We start from the raw sequence: 20,300 nt of genomic DNA on the forward strand, positions 1-20,300 counted from the left end.
GCGGCATGACCCCTTGGCTTGACGCGGTGACCCAGGACGGACTCGCGGCGCTGGGTGCCCGTGCCGCGGACGTGGACGTCGTGGCGCTGGGCGTTTCCTGCCGCAACGCCCACGAACTGTCCACAATGGCTGACGAGATGGTGCGGTACCTGGTGCGCGAGCACGGTTTCCGCGCGGTGCTGATCGAAGGCGACGACGCGGCGAGCGTGCTGCTCGACGACTACGTGCGCACCGGTGACGGCGATCCCCGGCGGGTGCTCGCCGGGGCCAGGTCGTTCCTGCGGGCCGAAGAGGTCCTCGGCACGATCCGGTGGCTCCGGTCGTTCAACGAGGAACACCCCGGCGACCCGGTGCGCGTGGTGCATTCCCGCGAGGAGCCCGGCGTCCCCGCGGACCGGGAGGCGATCGAGCGCATGCTCGCCGACGGCGTCACCCGGTGGCGCGACCGGAATCCGGCGAAGCTCGTCTACTGGGGCGGGATCGGGCACACCGCACCCGGCGACGTGCCGACAGCGGGCCGCCTGCTTCGTGAGCGGTGCTCCTACCTCTCGGTCGGCCTGACCTTCCACCACGGCGAACCGCTGGACTGGCTGCCGGTGCTGCCCGAGGACTTCCTCGAAACCACGCTGGACCGGGCGAAGGCGGACACCTTCCTGCTCGACCTGCGCGACGCCCCGGCCTCCTTGGCGGACGCCCCGGCCAGGACCAGGCTGGTCGGACCCCGGTACGACCCGGCCCGCGACTACCTCGAAGGCACGCCGGCGGGCTGGTTCGACCTGGTCCGGCACACCCGCCAGGTGACCCCGGCGCGATTGTTCGCCTGAGGTGTCGGTCTCCACCCGGTCCGTTCGTCGAAAGAGGTGACGGAAAGGAGAACGATCATGAAGGTACGAGCTCAGGACGGGCGGCTCCACTTCGAACGGCAGTACGGGCACGAGGTCGCCAGGGTGTGGCGGGCGCTGACCGACGACGCCGAACTGTCCGCGTGGACCCCGTGGCGGGTGCGGGCGGAAACCGTGCCGGGTGGCAAGGTGCGCCTGGCGTTCGGCAAGGGCAAGCCGGTGGAGGGCGAGGTGCTGGCGGTGGAACCGGAGCGGCGGCTCACCTGGCGGGCGTTCGACGTGCTGATGGATTGGCGGCTGCGGGAGGGCGACGGCGGCTGCCTGCTCATCCTCGAAACCACCGTCAAGGACCCCGGCCACGTCTCTCAGAGCGCCGCCGGGTTCCACATCTCCCTGGACAACCTCGAAGCCCTGCTCGACGGGCGCGAGGTGGTCAAGGCGAGCAGCCCGCCGGAGGAGCCGAGGTTCCCCGGACTGGTGAGGCACTACTCGGAAGTGTGGTGACCGCGCTCAGACGTCGGCGGGCAGGTGGCGCGCGAGGTGCAGGCCCACGCCGAGCACCAGCGCGAGCAGGCCGGTCAGGACCAGGGTGGCGTTCGCGGTGATCACCGCGAGGGCGAGCAGGAAGCCCGCGAGGACGTCCACGCAGAGGGGGAACACTTTCCCGATGCGGAACCGGCGTGGGGTGCCGATCCGGCGGAAGGAGGCGGCGAGGGCCGGTTCGGCGGCCTCGAACCACTCTTCGATCTTCTTCAGCTGCTCGCGATCGTGGTGACTCAGCATGGGGATCCAGCCCTTCGCGCGATGCCGACACCGCCGGGTACCCAATCGGGGCAGTCGTCACACGTCGGTTCGGGTGAACCGCGCCGGAGCGGGCGAATACGAGGTGTGACATCCGGCTGCGCGAGGTGAAAGGGGTGCACCGCCACCGATCTTCGTGCCGTCCCCACCGGCGAATCGTGCACGGTCGACCTGGACACCCCGGTTTCGGCCTACATCGCCATCGACTGGCGGCTCGGCCGGTTCCCCGGCCGTGACGTCGCCCTGATCTGGGACGAGCAGCACGGCTGGGCGGTGACGATCGAGGCGGGCTGCGGCGAGGACGTGATCGTGCTGGCCTACCTCGGCGGGGAGGTGCTGCCGGACCGGCGGGCGGTGGTCCGATTCCTGGCGGCGCTGCGGGGGGACGACCACTCGCTGGGGCAGCCGGACCCGCCGGACCTGCGGGTCCCCGGCCGCCACCACGAACTGCTGGACCGCCTCGGCTGACGGCTCAGGCGCGGGGTATGCCGGTACTGGCGCGCGCGAGCGCGAGTACCTCGTCCACGCTCCACTGGTCGTTGATGTGCTCGCCGTACTTCGCGGCGAGCACCGTGCCGTCCCCGGCGATCAGGAAGTCCGCGGGCAGGCCGAGCCTGCCGTGTTCCTGCTTCGGCGCGGGCAGCCGGTCGCGCCGAAGCAACCCGGTCGCGATGCTGCGCAGGACCGGCAGCCACGCCCGCGGGTCCAGCAGGGCCCGCCGCCCGGCTTCCACGCCGAACTCGCGGTAGAGCCGCTTGCCCGGATCGGCGACCACGGCGAACGGGATGTCCGCGGTGTGCCGGCGCAGTTCTTCCTCGGGGGAGTGGAAGACCGCCACCTCCAGCACCCCCGCCGCGCTGAGTTCGGCGTGGCGCCGGGTCACCGACCGCAGGTGCACGTTGCACACCGGGCAGCCGGCGAAGCGCCGGAACTGCAGGTGCACCAGCCGTCCGGCCAGCGGGATCGCCACCGGTTCCCCGTCGACCACGTCCACCTCGCGCGGGGCCAGCACTGTGCCCGGCTCGATCCGTCCTGCCATGACGACCTCCCAGAGTTAAGCGTGCGGTGTACGCCTACGAACGTATGCGCGTATGTCGTACGCTGTCAATCGAGATGCCCCGCCCACGTTCGCTGACCACCGACCGGATCGCCACCGCCGCGCTCGCCGTGCTCGACCGCGACGGCCTCGCGGCGCTGTCGATGCGTGCCGTGGCAGGCGAACTCGGCATGGGCACGATGTCGCTCTACCGCTACGTCGAAGACCGCGACCAGCTCGAAGCGCTGATCGTGGAACTGGTGCTCGGCGGCATCGACCTCGAACTGCCGCCGCGCGCCCCCTGGCGTGAGCGGCTGACCACGCTCGCCGAGCGGATGCGCGCGGCCGTCGGCGGTCATCCCGCCGTGGTGCCGCTGCTGCTCACCCACCGGCACCGCGCACCGTCGTCGGCCCGCTGGGGTGAGGCCGCGCTCGGGGTGCTGACCGGCGCCGGGTTCACCGGGAAGCGCCGGGTGATCGCCTTTCGCGTGCTCATCGGCTACCTGCTCGGCGCGTTGCAGGCCGAGCACCTGGGGCCGTTGTCCGGTCCGGGCACCGACGCGCTGGCCGCGTTGCCGCCCGCCGAGTTCCCCTGGCTGAGCGAGACCGCGCGTGACGCGCGACGCCTCGGCGCCGACGAGGAATTCCGCGGTGGACTGGCGGTTGTACTGCAGGGTATGGGCGTGAGCGAGGAGGACAGGGATGACTGAACAGACCGGGGACGTCACGGTGGCCCGTGACGAGGCGGGTTCCCGCTACCAGGTCTTCGTCGGCGACCGGGTGGCCGGGTTCGCCGCGTACCGGGAGCAGGGCGAGCGCACCGTCTTCACCCACACCGAGGTCGGCGCGGAGTTCGGCGGGCAGGGGCTGGGCAAGGTGCTGGCGGCCGGCGCGCTCGACGACACCGTCCGGCGTGGACGGACGATCGTGCCGTTGTGCCCGTTCATCGCGAAGTACCTCGAGCGCACCACCGGCTACGAGGAGCACGTCGACTGGAACGCGCGGCGATGACCAACCTGGACCGCGAGCCCGAGGTGACGCCGTGCCGCTCGGCGGCCGGTGCCGGGGCCGTCGCGGAGTTCCACGAGCCGCGCGCGGTACCGCTCGGCGGGGTGCGCGGGATGAAGGTCGACCGGGTGCTGCCGCAGCGCGCACTGCCCACGGTCGGTGCCTGGTGCTTCCTCGACCAGTTCGGCCCGGAACGGGTCGAGATGAAGGTGCTGCCGCACCCGCACACCGGTTTGCAGACGGTCACCTGGCCGCTCGCCGGGGAGATCCGGCACCGGGATTCGGTCGGCTCCGACGTGCTCGTGCGCCCGGGGCAGCTGAACCTGATGACGGCCGGGCGTGGCGTGTCGCATTCGGAGTTCTCCGTGCGCGCGGAGTCGGAAACCCCAGAAACCCCAGAAACCCCGGAAACCCCACTGCTGCACGCGTTGCAGCTCTGGGTCGCGCTGCCCGATGACGCGCTGGGCATCGAGCCCGCTTTCGAACAGCACACCGACCTGCCGCGCTATACCACCGGCGGCGTGGTCGCGACCGTGCTGATGGGTTCGCTCGGTGACGCCGTTTCGGCCGCCACCACCTACACCCCGTTGCTGGGCGCGGAACTGGCCGTGGCCGCCGGGGCGGAGGCCGTGCTGCCACTGCGTTCCGACTTCGAGCACGCCGTGCTGGTGATCGACGGTGAGGCCGAAGTGGACGGTGTGCCGGTCGGCGCGGGTCCGCTGCTCTACCTCGGGACCGGGCGCACGGAACTGGGCATCACCGCGACCGCGGACGCGCGGGTGCTGCTGCTCGGCGGTGAGCCGTTCCCCGGCGAGCTGGTGATGTGGTGGAACTTCGTCGGACGCGGGCACGACGAGATCGCCGCCGCCCGCGCCGACTGGGAGAGCGGCACCCGGTTCGGCGAGGTCGACGGCCACGACGGGCAGCGGATCCCGGCCCCGGTCCTGCCGGGCGTCCGGCTGACCCCGCGCCGCCGCCGATAGCCGGGTCAGGCAGCCGGGTCAGGCGCGGAAGCGGGCGGCCAGCAGCAGGGTGTCGTCGAGGTGCGTGACCACTTCGTGCATGTCGCGCACCACCGCCTCGGTCAGGACGTCGACCGGTGAATGCGCGTGCCGCCGGGCGGTTTCACGCAGGCGCTGCTCGCCTTCTTCGGCGTCCTTCCGGCTTTCGGTGAGCCCGTCGGTGTGCAGCAGGAGCAGATCGCCCCGGCGCAGCCGGTGCCGTACCAGGGTGTCGCTGCCCGGCGACGGGAAACCGATGCCGCGCCCCGGGGTCGGCAGGAACAGGCAGTCCTCTTCGGACACCACGAGCGCGGGCGGGTGCCCGCCACCGGCCAGCCACAGCTCACCGGTCTCCGGGTGCAGCCGGGCCACCTGGACGGTCGCCCGCAGCAGCGGCTCACCGGCGAGCACGGTGTGCGCGGTCCGCTCGATCAGCTCCTCCAGCGGCCGCCCCTCCAGCGCCAGCGCCCGTACCGCGTGCGTGACCTGCAACGCGTGCCGCGTGCAGGTCACCCCGTGCCCGACCGCGTCGACCACGGTGATGTGCAGGGTGCCGTCCGGCAGCAGGAACCAGTCGTAGAGGTCACCGCCGGTGGGTGCCTGCGGATCGGCCGGGTCGTACCGCACGCCCAGTTCCACACCGGGCACCACGGGCGGCGGCGGGCGCAGCGCGTGCTTGAGTTCGCGGAAGATCAGCGCGTGCGCCTCGCGCAACTGCTCGTCGCGTTGCTCCAGGTCGACGTACATCGCCAGCACACCGCTGTTCGTCTCGGCGATCTCGTGCTTGAGCTGGCGGTGTTCCTGCTCGATCCCGTCCATGCGCGCGAGCACGGCCCGCAGTTCGTCCTCGGTGGCCAGTTCCTCATCCGCCGCCGGGGCGCCGAATTCACCGGCCGCGGGGGTCACCGGAGCGGGTAGCCGCCAGACCAGCTTGCCGGGCCCTTCGGCCTCGGCGGGCAGCGGCAGTTCCGGCAGCCCGGCCGGGGGAGTGGTGAGTTCCACGGTGATCACCAGTACGGCCGGGGTGGTGTCGTGCTGGACGGTGGCGCTCAGGATGAGCGGTGAGCCCGGCGGCGCGGCGCGCGCCACCATCGTCGCGGCCAGCACCAGCCGCGCCCGCACCTCCAGCCCGATGCCGTGCCGGTCGCACAGTTGACGCAGGTTCGCCCGCAGCTGCGGCAGTCGCTGCTGCGGGGTGGTGGTCCGCAGTTGCCAGGTCATGCCGGCTCCCCGGGGAACTTGACCGCGAGGACGGCCGAGTCGTCGCGGGTCACCCGGTGCCGGTGCACCAGCGAGCCCACCAGCAGCGAGGGCACCAGCCCGGCGCTCGTGGTGGCCGCGGGCAGCCAGTCGCCGGAGATGCCGTCGGAGTGCAGCACCACGGTGGTGCCCGGCGGGAGCTCGACCGGGCGCACGGTGGCCGGTGGCAGGCGCAGGCCGACCACGCCGGGCAGGCTCAGCAGCTGGCGCGCCGAACCGCCCGCCAGCACGGCCGCGCTGACGTTGCCGATGCCGAGGAACTCGCCGCGGGCACCTCGCTGCCGCAGGACCGCGACCGCCGCGCCCCTGGTCTGCCGGGCGCCGCGGTGCAACTCGGTGAACAACGCGGGCAGCGGACGGGCCGGGTCACGGTCGAAGGCTTCGAGCACCGCGGCGGACGCCGCGGCGGCGTCCGGCCCGTGCCCGAGCCCGTCCACCATGAGCAGGGTGAAGCCGGCTTCGGTCTCGCGCACGGCGGCGAGGTCTCCGCTGACCTCCTCACCGGGGGCGGGCACGTTCACGTGCGCCACCGGCGGGGTGCGGGTGGTGCCCGGCGCCAGCACCCGCGCGCTGATCAGCGTGCCCTCGCCCGGCACGGTGTGCACCGCGAACTCGGCCGCCATCCGGCGGATCGCGCCCAGCCCGGCGCCGAGCGTGCCGGTGGTGGTGTGCCCGTCGGTCAGGCAGCGGTCCACGTCGAGCATGCCGGGACCGGTGTCCGCGGCGACGATGTCCACGCCGGTGCCGTGCAGGACCGGGGAGATGTAGAGCTGGCCCTCGCGGGCGTGCTTGTCCAGGTTGCTGGCCAGTTCCGAGGCCACCACCGCGGCCTGGTCCGGCAGCGACGACGGCAGCCCCGCCGCCTTGGCCACCGTGCGCGCCACCCGCGCGGCCACGTGGACCGCGCTGACGTGGTCCACGCGCAGGTGCCGGGTGAACTCGCCGGTGGCGAGCGGGGTGCTCATGCCCAGCGCTCCACCACGATGGTGGTCCCGCGGCCGGGTTCGGTGTCGATGGCGAAGCTGTCCACCAGCCGCCGGGTGCCGCCGAGGCCGTGGCCGAGCCCCGCGCCGGTGCTGTAGCCGTCGCTGAGCGCGGTGTCCACGTCCGGGATGCCCGGGCCCTGGTCGCTGACCACCAGCCGGACGCCCCGGCGCCTGCCCGCGCCGGTCAGCGGCACGATGCGCAGCACCCCGCCGCCACCGTGGATGTAGGCGTTGCGCACCAGTTCGCTGGCCGCGGTGACCAGCTTGGTCTGGCCGACCAGGTCGAACCCGGCGGCCACGGCCGCGGCGCGGACCGCGTGCCTCGACCGCAGCAGGTCCCGCTCGTCGGCGATGGCGTGGCGCTCCTCGGGCGCGGCGCCGGTGGTGGTCTCACCCTGCGGCATGGGCCTCCGCCCGCCGGGGTCGCTGTTCCCAGCCCAGCCGCGCCATCGCGCGTTCGGCGTTGAGCGCGGTCTCCACACCGGACAGTTGCAGGCCGAGTTCGGACAGGGTGATCGCCACCGCCGGGCGCATCCCGGCCACGATCATCCGCGCGCCGAGCAGCTTGCCGGTGCCCGCGAGTTCCATCAGCACCCTGGCCACGAACGAGTCGATGATCTCCAGCCGGGAGATGTCGATCACCACGCCCCGGCTGCCCTCGGCGGAGATGCGGTCGACGAGCTCACCGGTGAACTCCAGCGCGGTCCGGTCGTCGAGGTCGTTGAGCAGCCCGGTGAGGAGGATGTCGCCCAGGCGCAGGATGGGCACGGGGCCGGTCACCGGGCACCCGCGATCTGCTCCGGGCCCGAAGCCCCGTCCTCGGCGTGGATCACCCGCATCGCCTCGGCCAGCGCGTCGGCCAGCGTGCTGCGGGTGCTGATCATCGACAGGTCGATGCCGAGCTGGGTGATGGTCTGCGCGATCGCCGGGCGGATCCCGCTGATCAGGCACTCCGCGCCCATCAGCCGCACCGCGCCGACGGTCTGCAGCAGGTGCTGGGCCACCACGGTGTCCACAGTGGGCACCCCGGTGATGTCGATGATCGCCACCCTGGCCTCGTTGGCCTGGATGGACTCCAGCAGCCCGTTCATCACCACCTGCGTGCGCGCGCTGTCCAGGGTGCCGATCAGCGGCACCGCGAGGATGTGGCGCCACAGCTGGACGACCGGGGTGGACAGGTCGAGCATCTGCTCGTGCTGCAGCCGGATGATCTCCTCCCGTCCCTCTACATAGGACTGGAAGGCGAGCAGGCCCGCGGTGTCCAGCAGCCGGTTCACCTCGAGCGCGGTCTCCAGCAGCGCGGCCGGCTCGGTGGTCTTCCGGCGCACGGCGGTGAGCAGGACCTCCTTGAGCGACAGGATGGCCATCGCGGTGTCGCCCGGCGCGGCGCCGTCGCGGGCACGCCGGGAGGACAGGTCGGTGATCGCGTCGCGCAGCGGCTGGTGCTCGCGGACGATCCGGTCCACCGGCAGCTCCGACTCGAGCCCGGTGCGCAGCGCGCCGACCACCGCGGCGGCTTCGGCCGCCAGTTCCGCCCGTGCGGGCTGGTTTCCTTCGGCCAGACGGCCCAGCTGGGCCGTCACCCAGCTCTCGGTCAGTTCGTCGCCCGACGCCCGCAGCACGCGGGCCAGCTGGGTGCGCACAGCGTTTTCGGTCCCGGTCACGCTCATCCCTTCCGGCGGGCACCGGAGAACCCGCCCTGGCCACCACATCCCCGGTGCGGCAACCCTACCCAAGCGGGCGGGGGCACGCGGGATCGAGCGTGGTGACCAGCGGCGAAGGCCGTTCTACAGTGGGATGTTGCGGTGATCTCCCCGCGTGCCGGGGAAGGAGGCGAACAGCCCGGCCAGCCGGTCGCGGGTGTCCGCCGGTTCGATGACCTCGTCGACCACGCCGATGCCGAGCGCGCGGCCGACGCCACCGGCGATCAGTTCGTGCTCGGTGACCAGCGTCGCCAGCAGTGCCTCGCGCTCGTGTTCCGGGGCGGCGGCGAGCTTCTTGCGGTGCAGGATGCCCACGGCGGCCTCCGCGCCCATCACCGCGACCTCCGCTTCCGGCCAGGCCAGCACCGCGCTGGCGCCCAGCGAGCGGGAGTTCATCGCGATGTACGCGCCGCCGTAGGACTTCCTGGTGACCAAGGTGATCCGGGGCACGACGGCCTCGGCGAAGGCGTGCAGCAGTTTCGCGCCGCGCCGGACCACCCCGCCCCATTCCTGGCTGACGCCGGGCAGATAACCCGGCACGTCGACCAGCACCAGCAGCGGAATGCCGAAGGAATCGCACATCCGCACGAATCGCGACGCCTTCTCCGCGGACAGGGAATCCAGACAGCCGCCCTTGCGCAGCGGGTTGTTGGCGATGACGCCGATGGACTTCCCGCCGATCCGGCCGAAACCGACGACGATGTTCGGCGCCCACTTCGCCTGCAGTTCGGCGAAATCGCCGTCGTCGAGCAGGGCGCGCACGAGCGGTTTGACGTCGTAGGCGCGGCGCGGGGAATCCGGCAGCAGCGCGCGGAGGTCGCCGGCCGGTTTGATCGCGGTGGTGTCCACCGAACCCGGCCTGCCGACGAAACCGACGATGCGCCGGGCTTCGGCGTAGGCCTCGGCCTCGGACCCGGTGGTCACGTGCACCACACCGGACTTGCGCCCGTGTGCTTCGGCGCCGCCCAGACCGGCCATGTCGATCTGCTCGCCGGTGACCGAGCGGACCACGTCCGGTCCGGTGACGAAGACGCGGCCGGACTCGGACATCACCACGAGGTCGGTCAGCGCCGGGCCGTAGGCCGCGCCACCGGCGGCCGGGCCGAGCACCACGGAAAGCTGCAGGACGCGGCCCGAAGCCCGCACCATCGCGGCGAACATGCGGCCGATGCCGTCCAGCGCGGCGACGCCCTCGTTGAGCTTCGCGCCGCCGGAGTGCCAGACGCCGATGACCGGGCAGCCCTCCTCGACCGCCAGGTCGATGGCGTCCACGATCAGCGGTGCCTCGTCGACGCCGATGGCGCCGCCCATCCGGCTGCCGTCGGTGCAGTAGGCGATGACCGGGGTGCCGTCGACGAGCCCGCGCGCGACCGCCAGCCCGAGCCCTTCGCGCGAATGGATCGGTACGAGCGAACCCGCGTCCAGCAACTGCGACAACCGGTGCACGGGGTCGCGGTGGTCCACCGACTCGGTCGAGTCCGGCACGGCGAAAATCGTCATCACTCACCTCAGCGGTGCGCTCCGGGAAGGGGCGGCACCAGTAGAACCGCAGGACCGCCCGAGAAACGCCTAGTCTTCGCCGAGTTCCCCGGTTCTCCGCGGTGTTTCCGCGAATCGCGGACGCTGCGTAAGCCTCGGAAAGCTCCCGGGACTAGCAACTTCCTCGTCGGCACTGGTGTTCGCTGACCGGGCGCGTACCCGCTCGCCCAGGAGGACCCATGCCCAGCTCACCCGTGACCTCCACCCCGGACACCGACCTGTGGCTGCGCCGCTACCACCCGGCGCGCGCCGGGGCGCCGCGGGTGATCTGCTTCCCGCACGCCGGTGGTTCGGCCAGCTGGTACCACCCGATGTCGGCGGCGTTGTCGCCGAAGGCCGAGGTGTTCTCGGTGCAGTACCCGGGCCGCCAGGACCGCCGCGGTGAGCGGCCGGTGGACGACCTGACCGAACTGGCCGGGCGGGTGGCGGGGGTGCTGGCCGGGCTGGCCGACCGCCCGCTGGTCTTCTTCGGGCACAGCATGGGCGCGGTGGTGGCATTCGAGGTGGCGCGGGCCTTCGCCGCCCGCGGGCTCGAAGCCCCGGCGCACCTGGTGGCCTCCGGCCGCCGCGCCCCGGGCACCCACCGCGACGAACGGGTGCACGAACGGGACGACGACGGGGTGATCGCCGAGCTGAAGCTGCTCAGCGGCACCGACACCCGGGTGCTCGGCGACGAGGAGATCCTGCGGATGATCATGCCGGCCGTGCGCGCCGATTACCGGGCGATCGAGACCTACCGGTGCGCGCCGGGGTCGCCGCTGGACTGCCCGGTCACCGTGCTCACCGGGGACGGCGACCCGAAGACCAGCCTGGACGAGGCGAAGGCGTGGGCGTCGGTGACCACCGGCCCGTTCGCGCTGGAGGTCTTCGCCGGTGGCCACTTCTTCCTGACCCAGCACCTCGACGCGGTGCTGGCGCTGACCGCGGAGATCGCGGCGGGTGCCGGATAAGACACCTTCTGTTATTGTGCGAATGCGGTTGGTGAATGTCTGACGGTCATCGGGAAAATGGAGTGACCACAACCGGCGGTGCGCACCGTGTGCGCGTGACCCCGTTCCGTGCGAGTCCTCCCGGCCGGTTGAACGGGTTTTTCCACCGGTCGCCCATCGGGCGGTAACTGCGTCGCACCCCCTCGCGGCGGCGAATCCGGGCCCGGCGTCCTCGCCCGCGCGGCGGAATCGGTCATGCGGTGTCCTCCGTGGACCCCGGTGGCGGCGCGGAAGACCTGCTCGGCGGGGTCATCGGTGAATCGTTCACCGCCAACCGTTGCCGGGCGCCCGCGAATGCCGTCCGTGCCCGGCCGATTCACCGTACGAACGTACGGTTCCACCGCCGGATCACTGGCCCTGCGCGATGCCCCGCCGTCCACCTAACCTGAGACCGCGGATGCGGCGTGGGGGCCGGGATGCGGGGGTCGCCCGCCATCTGGCGAAGTCGTCACGGGCTGCGCCGCGCAAGGGAGGGCCAGTTGGTCGAGCGGACGGACGTCCCCGGCGACTCCGGCGTGCTCATCGGCCGGGGTGGCGAACTGGGGGCGCTCGCGCGGCGGTCCGCGGCCGCCCGCGAGGGTGACGCGGGCCTGGTCGTCCTTTCCGGACCGAGCGGGATCGGCAAGTCCAGCCTGCTGCGGGCGTTCACCGCGGTCGCGGCGCGCGAGGGCATGCGGGTGCTCCACGGGACCTGCGGCGAGGTGGTGGCGGGCACCGGGTACGGCGGCGCGCAGGCGTTGTTCGGTTCGCTCAAGCTGACCGGCGACTCACCACTGCTGCGGGGTGGTGCCCGGCGTGCCATGGTCGCGCTGGCCGCAGATCCCGACAACGCCGGTTCCTCGGCCGCGGACTACCCGGCACTGCACGGGCTCTACTGGCTCGCGGTGAACCTGATGGCCGAAGGCCCGCTGGTGCTGGCGCTGGACGACGTGCACTGGTGCGACGAACGGTCCCTGCGCTGGCTGGAATTCCTGATGCGGCGGGCGGACACGCTGCCGCTGCTGGTGGTGCTCGCCCAGCGCACCGAGATCGAACCCGTGGCGCCCGGCGCGCTCGCCGACATCTGCGCGCAGCCGCGCTCGGTCACCATCGGGGTGGGCCCGCTGACCGACGCCGACGTGGCCACCGTCATCGGCCGGGACTTCGCCGGCCCGGTGGACCCGTCCTTCGTGCACAACGCCGCCGTGGTCTCCGGCGGCAACCCGCTGGTGCTCACCCGCCTGTTGCAGGAACTCCGCGACCTCGGGGTGGCCGCCGACCGCGACGGGGCCCGCCGGGTCACCGAGGTCGGCCGGTACGTGGTCGCGACCTCGGTGCGCTCCACGCTGGACAGCAAACCGGAGTGGGTGCGCGCGGTCGCGGTGGCCGTCGCGGTGCTCGGCGACCAGGGCGAGGAACTGCTCGGCGCGCTGGCGGGCGTGCCGTCCGGTCAGGTGGAGGCCGCGCTCGAAGTGCTGCGAAGCGCGGACATCCTCGCCGCCGGCCGCACCGAACCGGTGCACGACGTGGTGCGGACCGCGGTGCTCGACTCGATCAGCCCGGCCGACCTCGGCGCCCTGCGCGTGCGGGCCGCCAGCCTGCTGAGCGACGCCGGGCGGCCCGCCGAGGACGTGGCGAACCTGTTGCTGCTGGTGCCGGAGGTGAACCGGCCGTGGATGGCGGGCGTGCTGCGCGCGGCCGCCGCGCGCGCCGAACTGCGGGGCGCGCCGGAAGCCGCGATCCGGTACCTCTACCGGGTGCTCGAAGCCGAACGGGAGAGCGTGCCGGTCCGGCTGCAACTGGCCAGGTCCCTGGCGGAGATCGACCCGCCGAAGGGCGCGGCGCTGCTGCGCGAGGCACTGGTGCTGGCGCTGGACGTGCGCACCAGGGCGATGGTCGCGGTGCAGTTCGGCATGACCTGCCTCCACGTGCAGAAATCGCCCGAAGCCGTGCAGGTGCTCAGCGAGGTGCTCGACGCGCTCGACCTGGAGCTGGGGCCCGACCCCGACCCGGCCGACCGCGAACTGCGCACCCACGTCGAGTCGGCGCTGCTGCTCACCGGGGTCGACGAGAAGGTCACCATCGCGCCGATCCGGGAGCGGGTCGCGCGGATGACCCCGCCGCCGGGGGACACCCCGGCACAGCGGCAGCTGCTCGGCACGATGACCGTGGTGACCGCGATGGACGGCACCTCCCCGGCGCTGGCGGTCGAGCAGGCGCGGCGCGCCATGCGCGGGCCCGGCGTCACCCTCGGCGGCTGGTCGCTGCTGTCCTCCGCGCTGGCGCTCAGCTTCGCCGACGAGGTGGGCGACTGCATGGACGCGCTCGACCGGGTCCTCGACCACGCCAGGGAGAACGCGGCGGTGCGTACCTACGTGCTGACGCTGTCCTTCCGCGCGTTCATCATGCACGGGCTCGGCGAGCTGGCCGACGCGATCTCCGACGCGCAGGTCTCGCTCGACGTGAGCCGCGGTGAGCCGTGGGGTGACGCGGTGACCATGCCGCCGACCGCGCTCGCGGCCGCGCTCGTCGACCGCGGTGACGCGGTCCGCGCCGAAGAGCTGCTGGCCGGTGTGGTCCGGACGGACCTCGACCGGTTCGTCTGGGAGTACCACTGGTTCCTGATGACCCGTGCCCGGGCGCGGTGGGCGATGGGCGACGCCGAAACCGCGCTGGCGCTGTTCGACGAGTGCGGGCGCTCGCTCAAGGACGCCGGGCTGGTGAACCCGGCGTTCGTGCCGTGGTGGGTGGAGTCGGCCTGCGTGCTCGCCGACACCCGGCGGCCGGGGGACGCACTCGAGATCGTCGAGTACGGCACCCGGCTGGCCCGGCGCTGGGGCACCCCGCGCGTGCTCGGGCTGGCCGCGCTGGCCCGCGGGGTGATCACGCCCGGCACGGCCGGGATGAACCTGCTCGCCGAAGCCGCGACCCTGCTGGCGCGCTCACCCGCCCGGCTGGAGCAGGCGCGGGCCGAATTCCGCCTGGGACAAGCACTTCTGGAGTCCGGGCACCGGGAACGGGCCCGCGGGCACCTGCGCACCGCGGCCGATCTCGCCCGCCGCTGCGGGGCGCTGGCACTGGCGAAGTCCGCCCGTCGCGGGCTGGTCGCCGCGGGCGGGCGGATGCGGGAGATCACCGAATCGCCGGTCGACATGCTCACCGGGACCGAGCGCAAGGTCGCCGCGCTGGCCGTGGCCGGGTCGAGCAACCGCGCGATCGCCGAATCGCTGTTCGTCACCGTGCGCACGGTCGAGTCCCACCTGACCAATGTCTACCGCAAGCTCGGCGTCGGCTCGCGGGCCGAACTGGACACCGCGCTGGCCGACATGCCGCGTTCGCTCGGCGGCCCGGCGAAGCGGGTGCTGTCGTGAGCGACGAGGTGCTGCGCCTCGAACGGGAGGCCGAGCGCAACGCGCTGACCGCCGTGCTCGGCGCGCTCGACCGCGGGATCCCGTCCATGGTCACGATTTCCGGCGCGCCCGGCCTCGGGCAGCTCGAACTGCTGCGCTGGCTGGCCCGGCTGGCCGCCGGGCAGGGGGTGCGGGTGCTGTGGGCCAGGGCGTCCCCGGCCGAGCACGCGCTGCGCTACGGCGTGGTGGCGCAACTGCTCGCGCCGCTGGTGCCGCGGGCGCGGGAAGTGCTGGCCGGGACGGAACAACTGCCGGGGCTGGCCGAACTGCTGCGCAAGGCGCGCACGCGGCCGACGATGATGATCGTCGAGGACGCGCAGTGGCTCGACCCGGCGTCTTCGGCCTGGCTGCAGGCGCTGATGCGCAGGCTGCCCGGCACGCGGATCGCGCTGCTGGCCAGTACCGGTGGCACCTGCGGGGATTCGGCGGGCGACGAGTACTCGGTGGCGAACCTGGTACCCGACGGGCAGGTCAACGCCGTCGAACTGATGCTCAGCCCGCTCAGCGCGCGCGGGGTGGCGGACGCGGTCGAACTGGTCTTCGGCGTGCCGGGGGAGCCGGAGTTCTGCGCCGCCGCGCTGGCGGCCACCGGCGGGAACCCCTGGCTGCTGCGGGAAGTCCTCGGCGATTTCCGGGACCGCGGCGGGCAGCCGGTGGCCGCCGGGGTGCCCAGGCTGCGCGCGATCGGCGATGCCGCGCTGGGCGAGTACACCACCCGGGTCGTGGACGGACTGTCCGAAGAGGCCATGTCGGTGCTGCGGGCCATCGCGGTCTGCGGGGACGTGCTGGACTTCCCGCTGGTGTGCCGCCTGGCGGGGGAGCCGTACCTGCACGAGTCGCGGATCCGCTCGATCATCGCCTCCAGCGGGCTCACCGTGAGCTCGGGGGAACGGCTGCGGGTCCGCGCGCCGGTGGTCGCGGCCAGGGTGCTGGAAAGCATGCCGGGACCCGAGCGCGCCGAACTGCACGCGCGGGCCGCCGAACTGGCCTACCGGGCCGACGTCCGCGACGACGACGTCGCGCGGATCCTGTTGTGCGCCGGGCCGATCGGCACGCGGTGGGTGGTGCACCTGCTTCGCCGCAGCTTCGCCGCGGCACTGCGGAACGGGGAGGACGGCCTGGCCGTGGCCTACCTGAACCGCGCGCTGGACGAACCGCTGGACCCGCTGTCCCGCGCCAAGCTCAGCTTCGAACTCGCTTCGGTGCAGGTGGCCAGGGTGCCGGTGGCCAGCGACCGCAGGCTGACCGAACTGGCCTCCACGCCGGGGCCCGAGTTCGCCGGGCTGCGCGTGCGCGCGGTGGACGCCAAGCTGAGCCGCGGCGACAGCCACTGGGCGCGCCGGGTGGCCGCGGAAGCGGTGCTGGCCGAGCACGAGTCCGAAAAGGACGCGATGCTGGCGCTGTACTGGCTGTCCGAGCAGACCCGGCAGGACGACGGCGAGCCGATGGTGCCGGAGATGCCTTCGCTGCCGGACCACCCGCTCGACACCGCGCAGGCCGGGGCCAGGGCCTGGCAGCTGGCCGCGTCGGCGAACGACCTGCAGGCCACCAGGGTGCTCGCCCGGCGGGCGCTGCGCCGGGAGGATTCGCGGCCCCTGCTGGTGATGCCCCGGCTTTCGGCCTGCCGCGCGCTGTTCCTCACCGACGACCTCGAAGAGGCGGAGGTCCAGCTGAACGCGCTGCTCGCCGACGTGCAGCGCGAGCACCTGCGGGCGGGCACCGCGCGCGTGCTCGTGGCGCGGGCGGAACTGGGCATGCGCACCGGCCGCAACGACGCCGCCGAACGCGACCTCGCCGCCGCCGAGCGGGCGCTGCCGCTGAGCGGCTGGCACCCCAACCTGGCTTCCTACCCGACCTCGCTGCAGCTCTGCATCGATGTCCAATATGGACGGCTCGACCGGGCCAGGAAGCTGGCCGCGCGGGAAAGCCCGGCCGAGGGCGCCTTCTCCGCCTACTTCATGTTCGCCAGGGCGCTGCTGGCACTGGCCGAAGGCCGCCCGGTCGACGCGCTGGACATGTTCCGCGAGTGCGGCAGGCGGCTGCTGCGGCAGAACATCGTCAACCCGGGCCTGCTGCCGTGGCGCTCGGTCGCCGCGGGCGCGGCCGCCGCACTGGGCCACATCAAGGAAGCGCAGCGGCTCAGCCTGGAAGAGTGGACGCTGGCCGAGAAGTGGGGCGCGCCGAGCGCGCTCGGCTGGGCGGAGATGGGCTTTTCCCGGTTGTCCGGCGAACACCGCGTGGTGCGGGCCCGCGAAGCGCTGCGCGTGCTGCGCGGATACCGGCTGAGCCCGGTGTACACGCTGGCACTGCTGGAAGTCGCGGCGGCCGAACTCGAGGACGGCGACCCGGCGGCGGCGCCCCCGCTGCTGGCCGAAGCCTCCGCGCTGGCCACCATCCACCGCTCGCACTGGCTCAGCGCGCGGCTGCGGGAGCTGAGCGAACGGGCGGGCACCAAGCCCGCCGCGCCGGTTTCGCCGATCTGGACCTCGCTGTCCGAACCGGAGCGTAAGGTCGCGGTCATGGTCGCCCGCGGGCGCGTCAACGGCGAGATCGCCGAGACGCTGTCGGTCACCAAACGCACCGTGGAGCGGCGGCTGAGCTGCGTCTACCGCAAGCTCGGCATCAGCGGGCGGGAGGAACTGGGCGCGCTGGTCCGGTCGATGGAGGGATTCTAGAACCATGTTGTTCGAGCGGGACGCCGAACTCGCGCTGGTGGGCGGGGCGCTGCGCGCCGCCACGGCGGGCGAGTCCGCGCTGATCCTGCTGCGCGGGCCGCTGGGCATCGGCCGGTCCGCGTTGCTGCAGCGGCTCCCCGGGCTGGTCACCGGGTCCGACGCCAGGGTGCTGCGGGCGAACGCGGCGCCGATGGAGCAGGACTTCGCCTTCGGGGTGGTGCGCCAGCTGTTCGACAGCCTGCTGGCGGGCACGCCGGAAGAAGCCCGCGAGCACTGGATGACCGAACGCGCCGGGTTCGCCAAGCTGGTGTTCGCCGACGACGCGATGCCGCCCGCGGAAGTCCACGACGTCGCCCAGTCCGACGCCGTGCTGCACGGGTTGTGCACGCTGCTGGCCAACGTCGGCGAGGAAACCCCGCTGTTGCTGCTGGTCGACGACCTCCAGTGGGCCGATGTGCCGTCGCTGCGGTGGTTCGCCTACCTCGCGCGGCGGTTGCGGGGCCTGCGCGTGGTGGTGGTCTGCACGCTGCGCGACGGTGATCCGCGCGCACAGCACGCGCTGGTGCGCGAGGTCGCCGACGCGGCGACGCGGGTGCTCACCCCGGCGCCGTTGTCCGTCGAGGCCACCAAGGAAGTGATCCTGGGGCACTTCGGCGAGGCGGCCGACGAGGAGTTCGCCCACGCCTGCCACGAATCCTCCACCGGCAACCCGCTGTTCCTCAACTCCATGCTGTTCAGCCTGGTCGCCACCGGCTGCCGCCCGGAAGCCGCGCAGGCGCAGCAACTGCGCACGCAGCGGCCGTCGAAACTCCGTGAGCGGGTGGAAAGCGGACTGCGCAACCAGCCGCGGCCGGTGCGTGACCTGGCCGCGGCCATCGCCACCTTCGGCGAGCAGGGCGATCCCGAGCTGATCGCGCGGCTGGCCGGGCTCGACGCGATCGGCTTCGCCGGTGCCCTGCGTTCGCTGCACCAGCTCGGCCTGCTGGCCACCGAACAGGAACCGCGGTTCTTCCACCGCGTGGTGCAGGACGCGGTCGAGTCGTCGATGACCGTGGTCGAGCGCGAGCGGCTGCACGATTCGGCCGCCGCCCTGCTCTACCGCTTCGGCGCGCCCGCCGAGCAGGTGGCGGCGCAGCTGATGGCGGTGACGGTTTCGCGTCAGCCGTGGTCGGTGGTCGTGCTGCGTGCCGCCGCCGACACCGCCCTGCGCCGCGGCGCGCCGGACACCGCCGCCCGGTACCTGCGGCGCGCGCTGCTGGACAGCTCCACCGAGGGCGAGGACCGCGCGCGGCTGCTGATCGACCTGGCCACCGCCGAACGCGGGTTCGACCCCGCCGCCTGCGAACGCCATGTCTCCCAAGCGGTTCCGCTGCTGACCACCCCGCGCGACCGGGCCGCGGCGGTGCTGCGGATCGCGCCGACCGTGCTCGGCGCGCCACCGGCGTCGATGATCGACCTGATCGGGCAGGTGGCCACCGACCTGGGCAGTGCGGACACCTTGGACGGTTCGGCGCGGGAAATCGCGCTGCGGCTGGAAGCCCGGCTCCGTCACGCCGGGCACGAGGACCCGGCGGAGCTGGCCTCCTCCAGCGAACGGCTGCGTGGTCTGGGCGAAAGCCCGCCGATGCGCTCGGGAGCCGAACGCGAGCTGATCGTGGTTCTGCTGCACGCCGCCACGATCAGCGCCCGGCGCCCGGCCGCCGAACTGGCTTCGCTGGCGAACCGGATCCTGGAGCGGGAACCGGCCACCCCGTCGCACGTGCACACCGCGCTGCCGTTGCTCGTACTCACCCTCATCGCGGCGGATTCGGTGCAGGGCATCAGTTCCTGGCTCTCCATCGAGCGGCAGGCACGGCGCCAGCACGTGACCGTGGCCGACGCGCTGGTCCATGTGGAGCATTCGCTGGTGCTCACCGCGCGCGGCAGGCTGCCGGAGGCACGGGACCAGGCCGAGCGCGCGATGCAGCTGGTCGACGCCGACTGGCACGAGGTCAGCGCGTGCGCCACGGTCTCGCTGGCCGCGGTGGCGCTGGAACTGCGCGACATCGAGCTGAGCAAGCGCATCGTCAGCGGCGTGGGCAGGCGGCGGTCGGAAAGCCTGAGCCTGAACGCGGTCTCGCAGATCCTGGAGTCCGCGATCGACGCGCACCAGGGCCAGTGGGTCAGCGCGCTGGACGGCCTGCTCACCGTGGGCAGGCTGCTGGAGGCCTCCGGCTGGCGCAATTCCTCGCTCTACCCGTGGCGGCCGTGGGCGATCAGCCTGCACCAGCGCCTCGGCGACCACGCGTCCGCGCTGGCGCTGGCCGAGGAGGAGCACGCCTGGGCGGAATCGTGGGGCGCGGCTTCGGCCGTCGGCCGGGCACTGCGGTTGCAGGGCTGGCTGCACGGCGGGGAACGCGGCGTCGAGCTCCTGCGTGACGCGGTGGGCACGCTGCGTGGTTCGGCCAACGACCTCGAACTGGCCAGGGCGCTGGTCCTGCTGGGCAGGCGGCTGGGCGAGTCGGCCGAAGCTGCGGCCGCGCTGCGCGAAGGCGCCGAACTGGCCACCGCCTGCGGGGCGAACTGGCTGGTGGAACGCGCCCGGCCGGGCACCGCGGGCAAACCGGGCACCGCGCCGGCCCCGAAGGCGTCGCTGACCCGCACCGAGCGGCGGGTGGCCGAACTGGCGGGCACCGGCCTGACCAACGCCGAGATCGCCGGCCGGCTCGGGGTGTCCTCCCGCGCGGTGGAAAAGCACCTGACGAATTCCTACCGCAAGCTCGGCGTGGCCGGGCGAGCCGGGCTGGCCGCGGCGATCTCGGCCGATGTGCCCGATGCGAGTTGACGAATAATTCCCGCCTCCGACGGGTGTTCGCGCTCACTAACCAGCTAGGGAAGTTCCGTCGTTTCCCGCCGGTAAACTCACCGTCAATCCAGGCGTTGAAAGCCGGATTCGGTGGCCGCGGCTAATCCACCGGTACGCCGCCCGGATGGTTCGGTGTCGGTCCCGCCGGTGTCGGTGGTACGGTACGGCCGACGGGGTAAACGCCTGGTGAACGGCCGTGTCGTCGCCGGTTGAACCGGGGTACGGG

18 protein-coding genes are annotated in these 20,300 nt (G+C 73.0%); 10 read left to right on the forward strand and 8 right to left on the reverse strand.

The annotated features are described in order from the left end of the window. Positions 1 to 5: 5 nt before the first annotated feature. Both L3Q67_RS28475 and L3Q67_RS28480 read left to right on the forward strand, forming a co-directional pair. Entirely contained in the window at positions 6 to 824 is an 819-nt protein-coding gene (locus L3Q67_RS28475) for a TraB/GumN family protein (RefSeq protein ID WP_499184505.1), read from the forward strand. 57 nt (positions 825 to 881) lie between these two features. After that, a complete protein-coding gene (locus tag L3Q67_RS28480) occupies positions 882 to 1,346 on the forward strand; it encodes an SRPBCC family protein (RefSeq protein WP_499184506.1) in 465 nt (154 codons plus the stop codon). Between the two features lie 6 nt (positions 1,347 to 1,352). On the opposite strand, the gene L3Q67_RS28485 is transcribed toward L3Q67_RS28480, so the two are convergent. Beyond that, positions 1,353 to 1,625 (reverse strand): DUF3040 domain-containing protein, encoded by a 273-nt coding sequence (locus L3Q67_RS28485; RefSeq protein WP_499184507.1) that lies wholly within the window; start codon positions 1,623 to 1,625, stop codon positions 1,353 to 1,355. A gap of 219 nt (positions 1,626 to 1,844) precedes the next feature. Here L3Q67_RS28485 and L3Q67_RS28490 point away from each other — a divergent pair, with 219 nt between their 5' ends. After that, on the forward strand, positions 1,845 to 2,111 hold the full coding sequence (locus L3Q67_RS28490; protein ID WP_499191666.1) for a DUF6292 family protein: 267 nt from the start codon (positions 1,845 to 1,847) through the stop codon (positions 2,109 to 2,111). A gap of 4 nt (positions 2,112 to 2,115) precedes the next feature. Here L3Q67_RS28490 and L3Q67_RS28495 read toward each other — a convergent pair whose 3' ends face one another. After that, positions 2,116 to 2,682 carry a peroxiredoxin-like family protein gene (locus tag L3Q67_RS28495; RefSeq protein ID WP_499184508.1) on the reverse strand — a complete coding sequence of 189 codons (567 nt, stop codon included), beginning with the start codon at positions 2,680 to 2,682 and terminating at the stop codon, positions 2,116 to 2,118. Between the two features lie 74 nt (positions 2,683 to 2,756). Between L3Q67_RS28495 and L3Q67_RS28500 the strand changes: the two genes are divergently transcribed. Genes L3Q67_RS28500 through L3Q67_RS28510 form a run of 3 tightly spaced genes read left to right on the forward strand, consistent with a single transcriptional unit; the run spans position 2,757 to position 4,670 of the window. Further along, a complete protein-coding gene (locus L3Q67_RS28500) occupies positions 2,757 to 3,389 on the forward strand; it encodes a TetR/AcrR family transcriptional regulator (RefSeq protein WP_499184509.1) in 633 nt (210 codons plus the stop codon). Next, the gene (locus tag L3Q67_RS28505; protein ID WP_499184510.1) at positions 3,382 to 3,690 is read left to right on the forward strand and encodes a GNAT family N-acetyltransferase; all 309 of its coding nucleotides are present in this window, start codon (positions 3,382 to 3,384) and stop codon (positions 3,688 to 3,690) included. Before L3Q67_RS28500 ends, L3Q67_RS28505 begins: the two co-directional genes overlap by 8 nt. Further along, positions 3,687 to 4,670, forward strand: a complete 984-nt coding sequence (locus L3Q67_RS28510) for a pirin family protein (RefSeq protein WP_499184511.1) — start codon at positions 3,687 to 3,689, stop codon at positions 4,668 to 4,670. The genes L3Q67_RS28505 and L3Q67_RS28510 overlap by 4 nt, the downstream gene beginning before the upstream one ends. A gap of 18 nt (positions 4,671 to 4,688) precedes the next feature. Here L3Q67_RS28510 and L3Q67_RS28515 read toward each other — a convergent pair whose 3' ends face one another. The 6 genes from L3Q67_RS28515 to L3Q67_RS28540 form a co-directional block, all read right to left on the reverse strand. Continuing rightward, positions 4,689 to 5,909: a PP2C family protein-serine/threonine phosphatase gene (locus L3Q67_RS28515; protein ID WP_499184512.1), complete on the reverse strand. Its 1,221-nt coding sequence runs from the start codon at positions 5,907 to 5,909 to the stop codon at positions 4,689 to 4,691. Beyond that, positions 5,906 to 6,913 (reverse strand): PP2C family protein-serine/threonine phosphatase, encoded by a 1,008-nt coding sequence (locus tag L3Q67_RS28520; protein WP_499184513.1) that lies wholly within the window; start codon positions 6,911 to 6,913, stop codon positions 5,906 to 5,908. The genes L3Q67_RS28515 and L3Q67_RS28520 overlap by 4 nt, the downstream gene beginning before the upstream one ends. Next, complete coding sequence (locus L3Q67_RS28525) at positions 6,910 to 7,338, reverse strand: ATP-binding protein (protein WP_499184514.1); 429 nt, start codon at positions 7,336 to 7,338, stop codon at positions 6,910 to 6,912. Before L3Q67_RS28525 ends, L3Q67_RS28520 begins: the two co-directional genes overlap by 4 nt. Further along, complete coding sequence (locus tag L3Q67_RS28530; protein ID WP_499184515.1) at positions 7,325 to 7,714, reverse strand: STAS domain-containing protein; 390 nt, start codon at positions 7,712 to 7,714, stop codon at positions 7,325 to 7,327. Before L3Q67_RS28530 ends, L3Q67_RS28525 begins: the two co-directional genes overlap by 14 nt. After that, positions 7,711 to 8,598, reverse strand: a complete 888-nt coding sequence (locus L3Q67_RS28535) for an STAS domain-containing protein (RefSeq protein ID WP_499184516.1) — start codon at positions 8,596 to 8,598, stop codon at positions 7,711 to 7,713. Before L3Q67_RS28535 ends, L3Q67_RS28530 begins: the two co-directional genes overlap by 4 nt. A 123-nt stretch (positions 8,599 to 8,721) precedes the next feature. After that, a complete protein-coding gene (locus tag L3Q67_RS28540) occupies positions 8,722 to 10,137 on the reverse strand; it encodes an acyl-CoA carboxylase subunit beta (RefSeq protein ID WP_499184517.1) in 1,416 nt (471 codons plus the stop codon). A 218-nt stretch (positions 10,138 to 10,355) separates the two neighbouring features. On the opposite strand from L3Q67_RS28540, the gene L3Q67_RS28545 reads away from it, so the two are divergent. The 4 genes from L3Q67_RS28545 (at position 10,356) to L3Q67_RS28560 (ending at position 20,053) form a co-directional block, all read left to right on the forward strand. After that, complete coding sequence (locus L3Q67_RS28545) at positions 10,356 to 11,126, forward strand: thioesterase II family protein (protein ID WP_499184518.1); 771 nt, start codon at positions 10,356 to 10,358, stop codon at positions 11,124 to 11,126. 518 nt (positions 11,127 to 11,644) lie between these two features. Then, a complete protein-coding gene (locus L3Q67_RS28550) occupies positions 11,645 to 14,515 on the forward strand; it encodes a helix-turn-helix transcriptional regulator (RefSeq protein ID WP_499184519.1) in 2,871 nt (956 codons plus the stop codon). After that, positions 14,512 to 17,229 (forward strand): helix-turn-helix transcriptional regulator, encoded by a 2,718-nt coding sequence (locus tag L3Q67_RS28555; protein ID WP_499184520.1) that lies wholly within the window; start codon positions 14,512 to 14,514, stop codon positions 17,227 to 17,229. The genes L3Q67_RS28550 and L3Q67_RS28555 overlap by 4 nt, the downstream gene beginning before the upstream one ends. 4 nt (positions 17,230 to 17,233) lie before the next feature. After that, the gene (locus L3Q67_RS28560; protein WP_499184521.1) at positions 17,234 to 20,053 is read left to right on the forward strand and encodes an ATP-binding protein; all 2,820 of its coding nucleotides are present in this window, start codon (positions 17,234 to 17,236) and stop codon (positions 20,051 to 20,053) included. Positions 20,054 to 20,300: the final 247 nt, after the last annotated feature.

The organism is Saccharothrix sp. AJ9571, assembly GCF_021725495.1.
Lineage (GTDB): Bacteria > Actinomycetota > Actinomycetes > Mycobacteriales > Pseudonocardiaceae > Amycolatopsis > Amycolatopsis magusensis.

What these genes read in the sequence shown, in the direction of transcription:
- L3Q67_RS28545 (WP_499184518.1), top strand. Translation starts at nt 10,356, where the DNA reads ATGCCCAGCTCACCCGTGACCTCCACCCCGGACACCGACCTGTGGCTG.
- L3Q67_RS28560 (WP_499184521.1), top strand. Translation starts at nt 17,234, where the DNA reads ATGTTGTTCGAGCGGGACGCCGAACTCGCGCTGGTGGGCGGGGCGCTG.
- L3Q67_RS28500 (WP_499184509.1), top strand. Translation starts at nt 2,757, where the DNA reads ATGCCCCGCCCACGTTCGCTGACCACCGACCGGATCGCCACCGCCGCG.
- L3Q67_RS28485 (WP_499184507.1), bottom strand. Translation starts at nt 1,625, where the DNA reads ATGCTGAGTCACCACGATCGCGAGCAGCTGAAGAAGATCGAAGAGTGG.
- L3Q67_RS28525 (WP_499184514.1), bottom strand. Translation starts at nt 7,338, where the DNA reads ATGCCGCAGGGTGAGACCACCACCGGCGCCGCGCCCGAGGAGCGCCAC.
- L3Q67_RS28495 (WP_499184508.1), bottom strand. Translation starts at nt 2,682, where the DNA reads ATGGCAGGACGGATCGAGCCGGGCACAGTGCTGGCCCCGCGCGAGGTG.
- L3Q67_RS28505 (WP_499184510.1), top strand. Translation starts at nt 3,382, where the DNA reads ATGACTGAACAGACCGGGGACGTCACGGTGGCCCGTGACGAGGCGGGT.
- L3Q67_RS28510 (WP_499184511.1), top strand. Translation starts at nt 3,687, where the DNA reads ATGACCAACCTGGACCGCGAGCCCGAGGTGACGCCGTGCCGCTCGGCG.
- L3Q67_RS28540 (WP_499184517.1), bottom strand. Translation starts at nt 10,137, where the DNA reads ATGACGATTTTCGCCGTGCCGGACTCGACCGAGTCGGTGGACCACCGC.
- L3Q67_RS28475 (WP_499184505.1), top strand. Translation starts at nt 6, where the DNA reads ATGACCCCTTGGCTTGACGCGGTGACCCAGGACGGACTCGCGGCGCTG.
- L3Q67_RS28520 (WP_499184513.1), bottom strand. Translation starts at nt 6,913, where the DNA reads ATGAGCACCCCGCTCGCCACCGGCGAGTTCACCCGGCACCTGCGCGTG.
- L3Q67_RS28515 (WP_499184512.1), bottom strand. Translation starts at nt 5,909, where the DNA reads ATGACCTGGCAACTGCGGACCACCACCCCGCAGCAGCGACTGCCGCAG.
- L3Q67_RS28480 (WP_499184506.1), top strand. Translation starts at nt 882, where the DNA reads ATGAAGGTACGAGCTCAGGACGGGCGGCTCCACTTCGAACGGCAGTAC.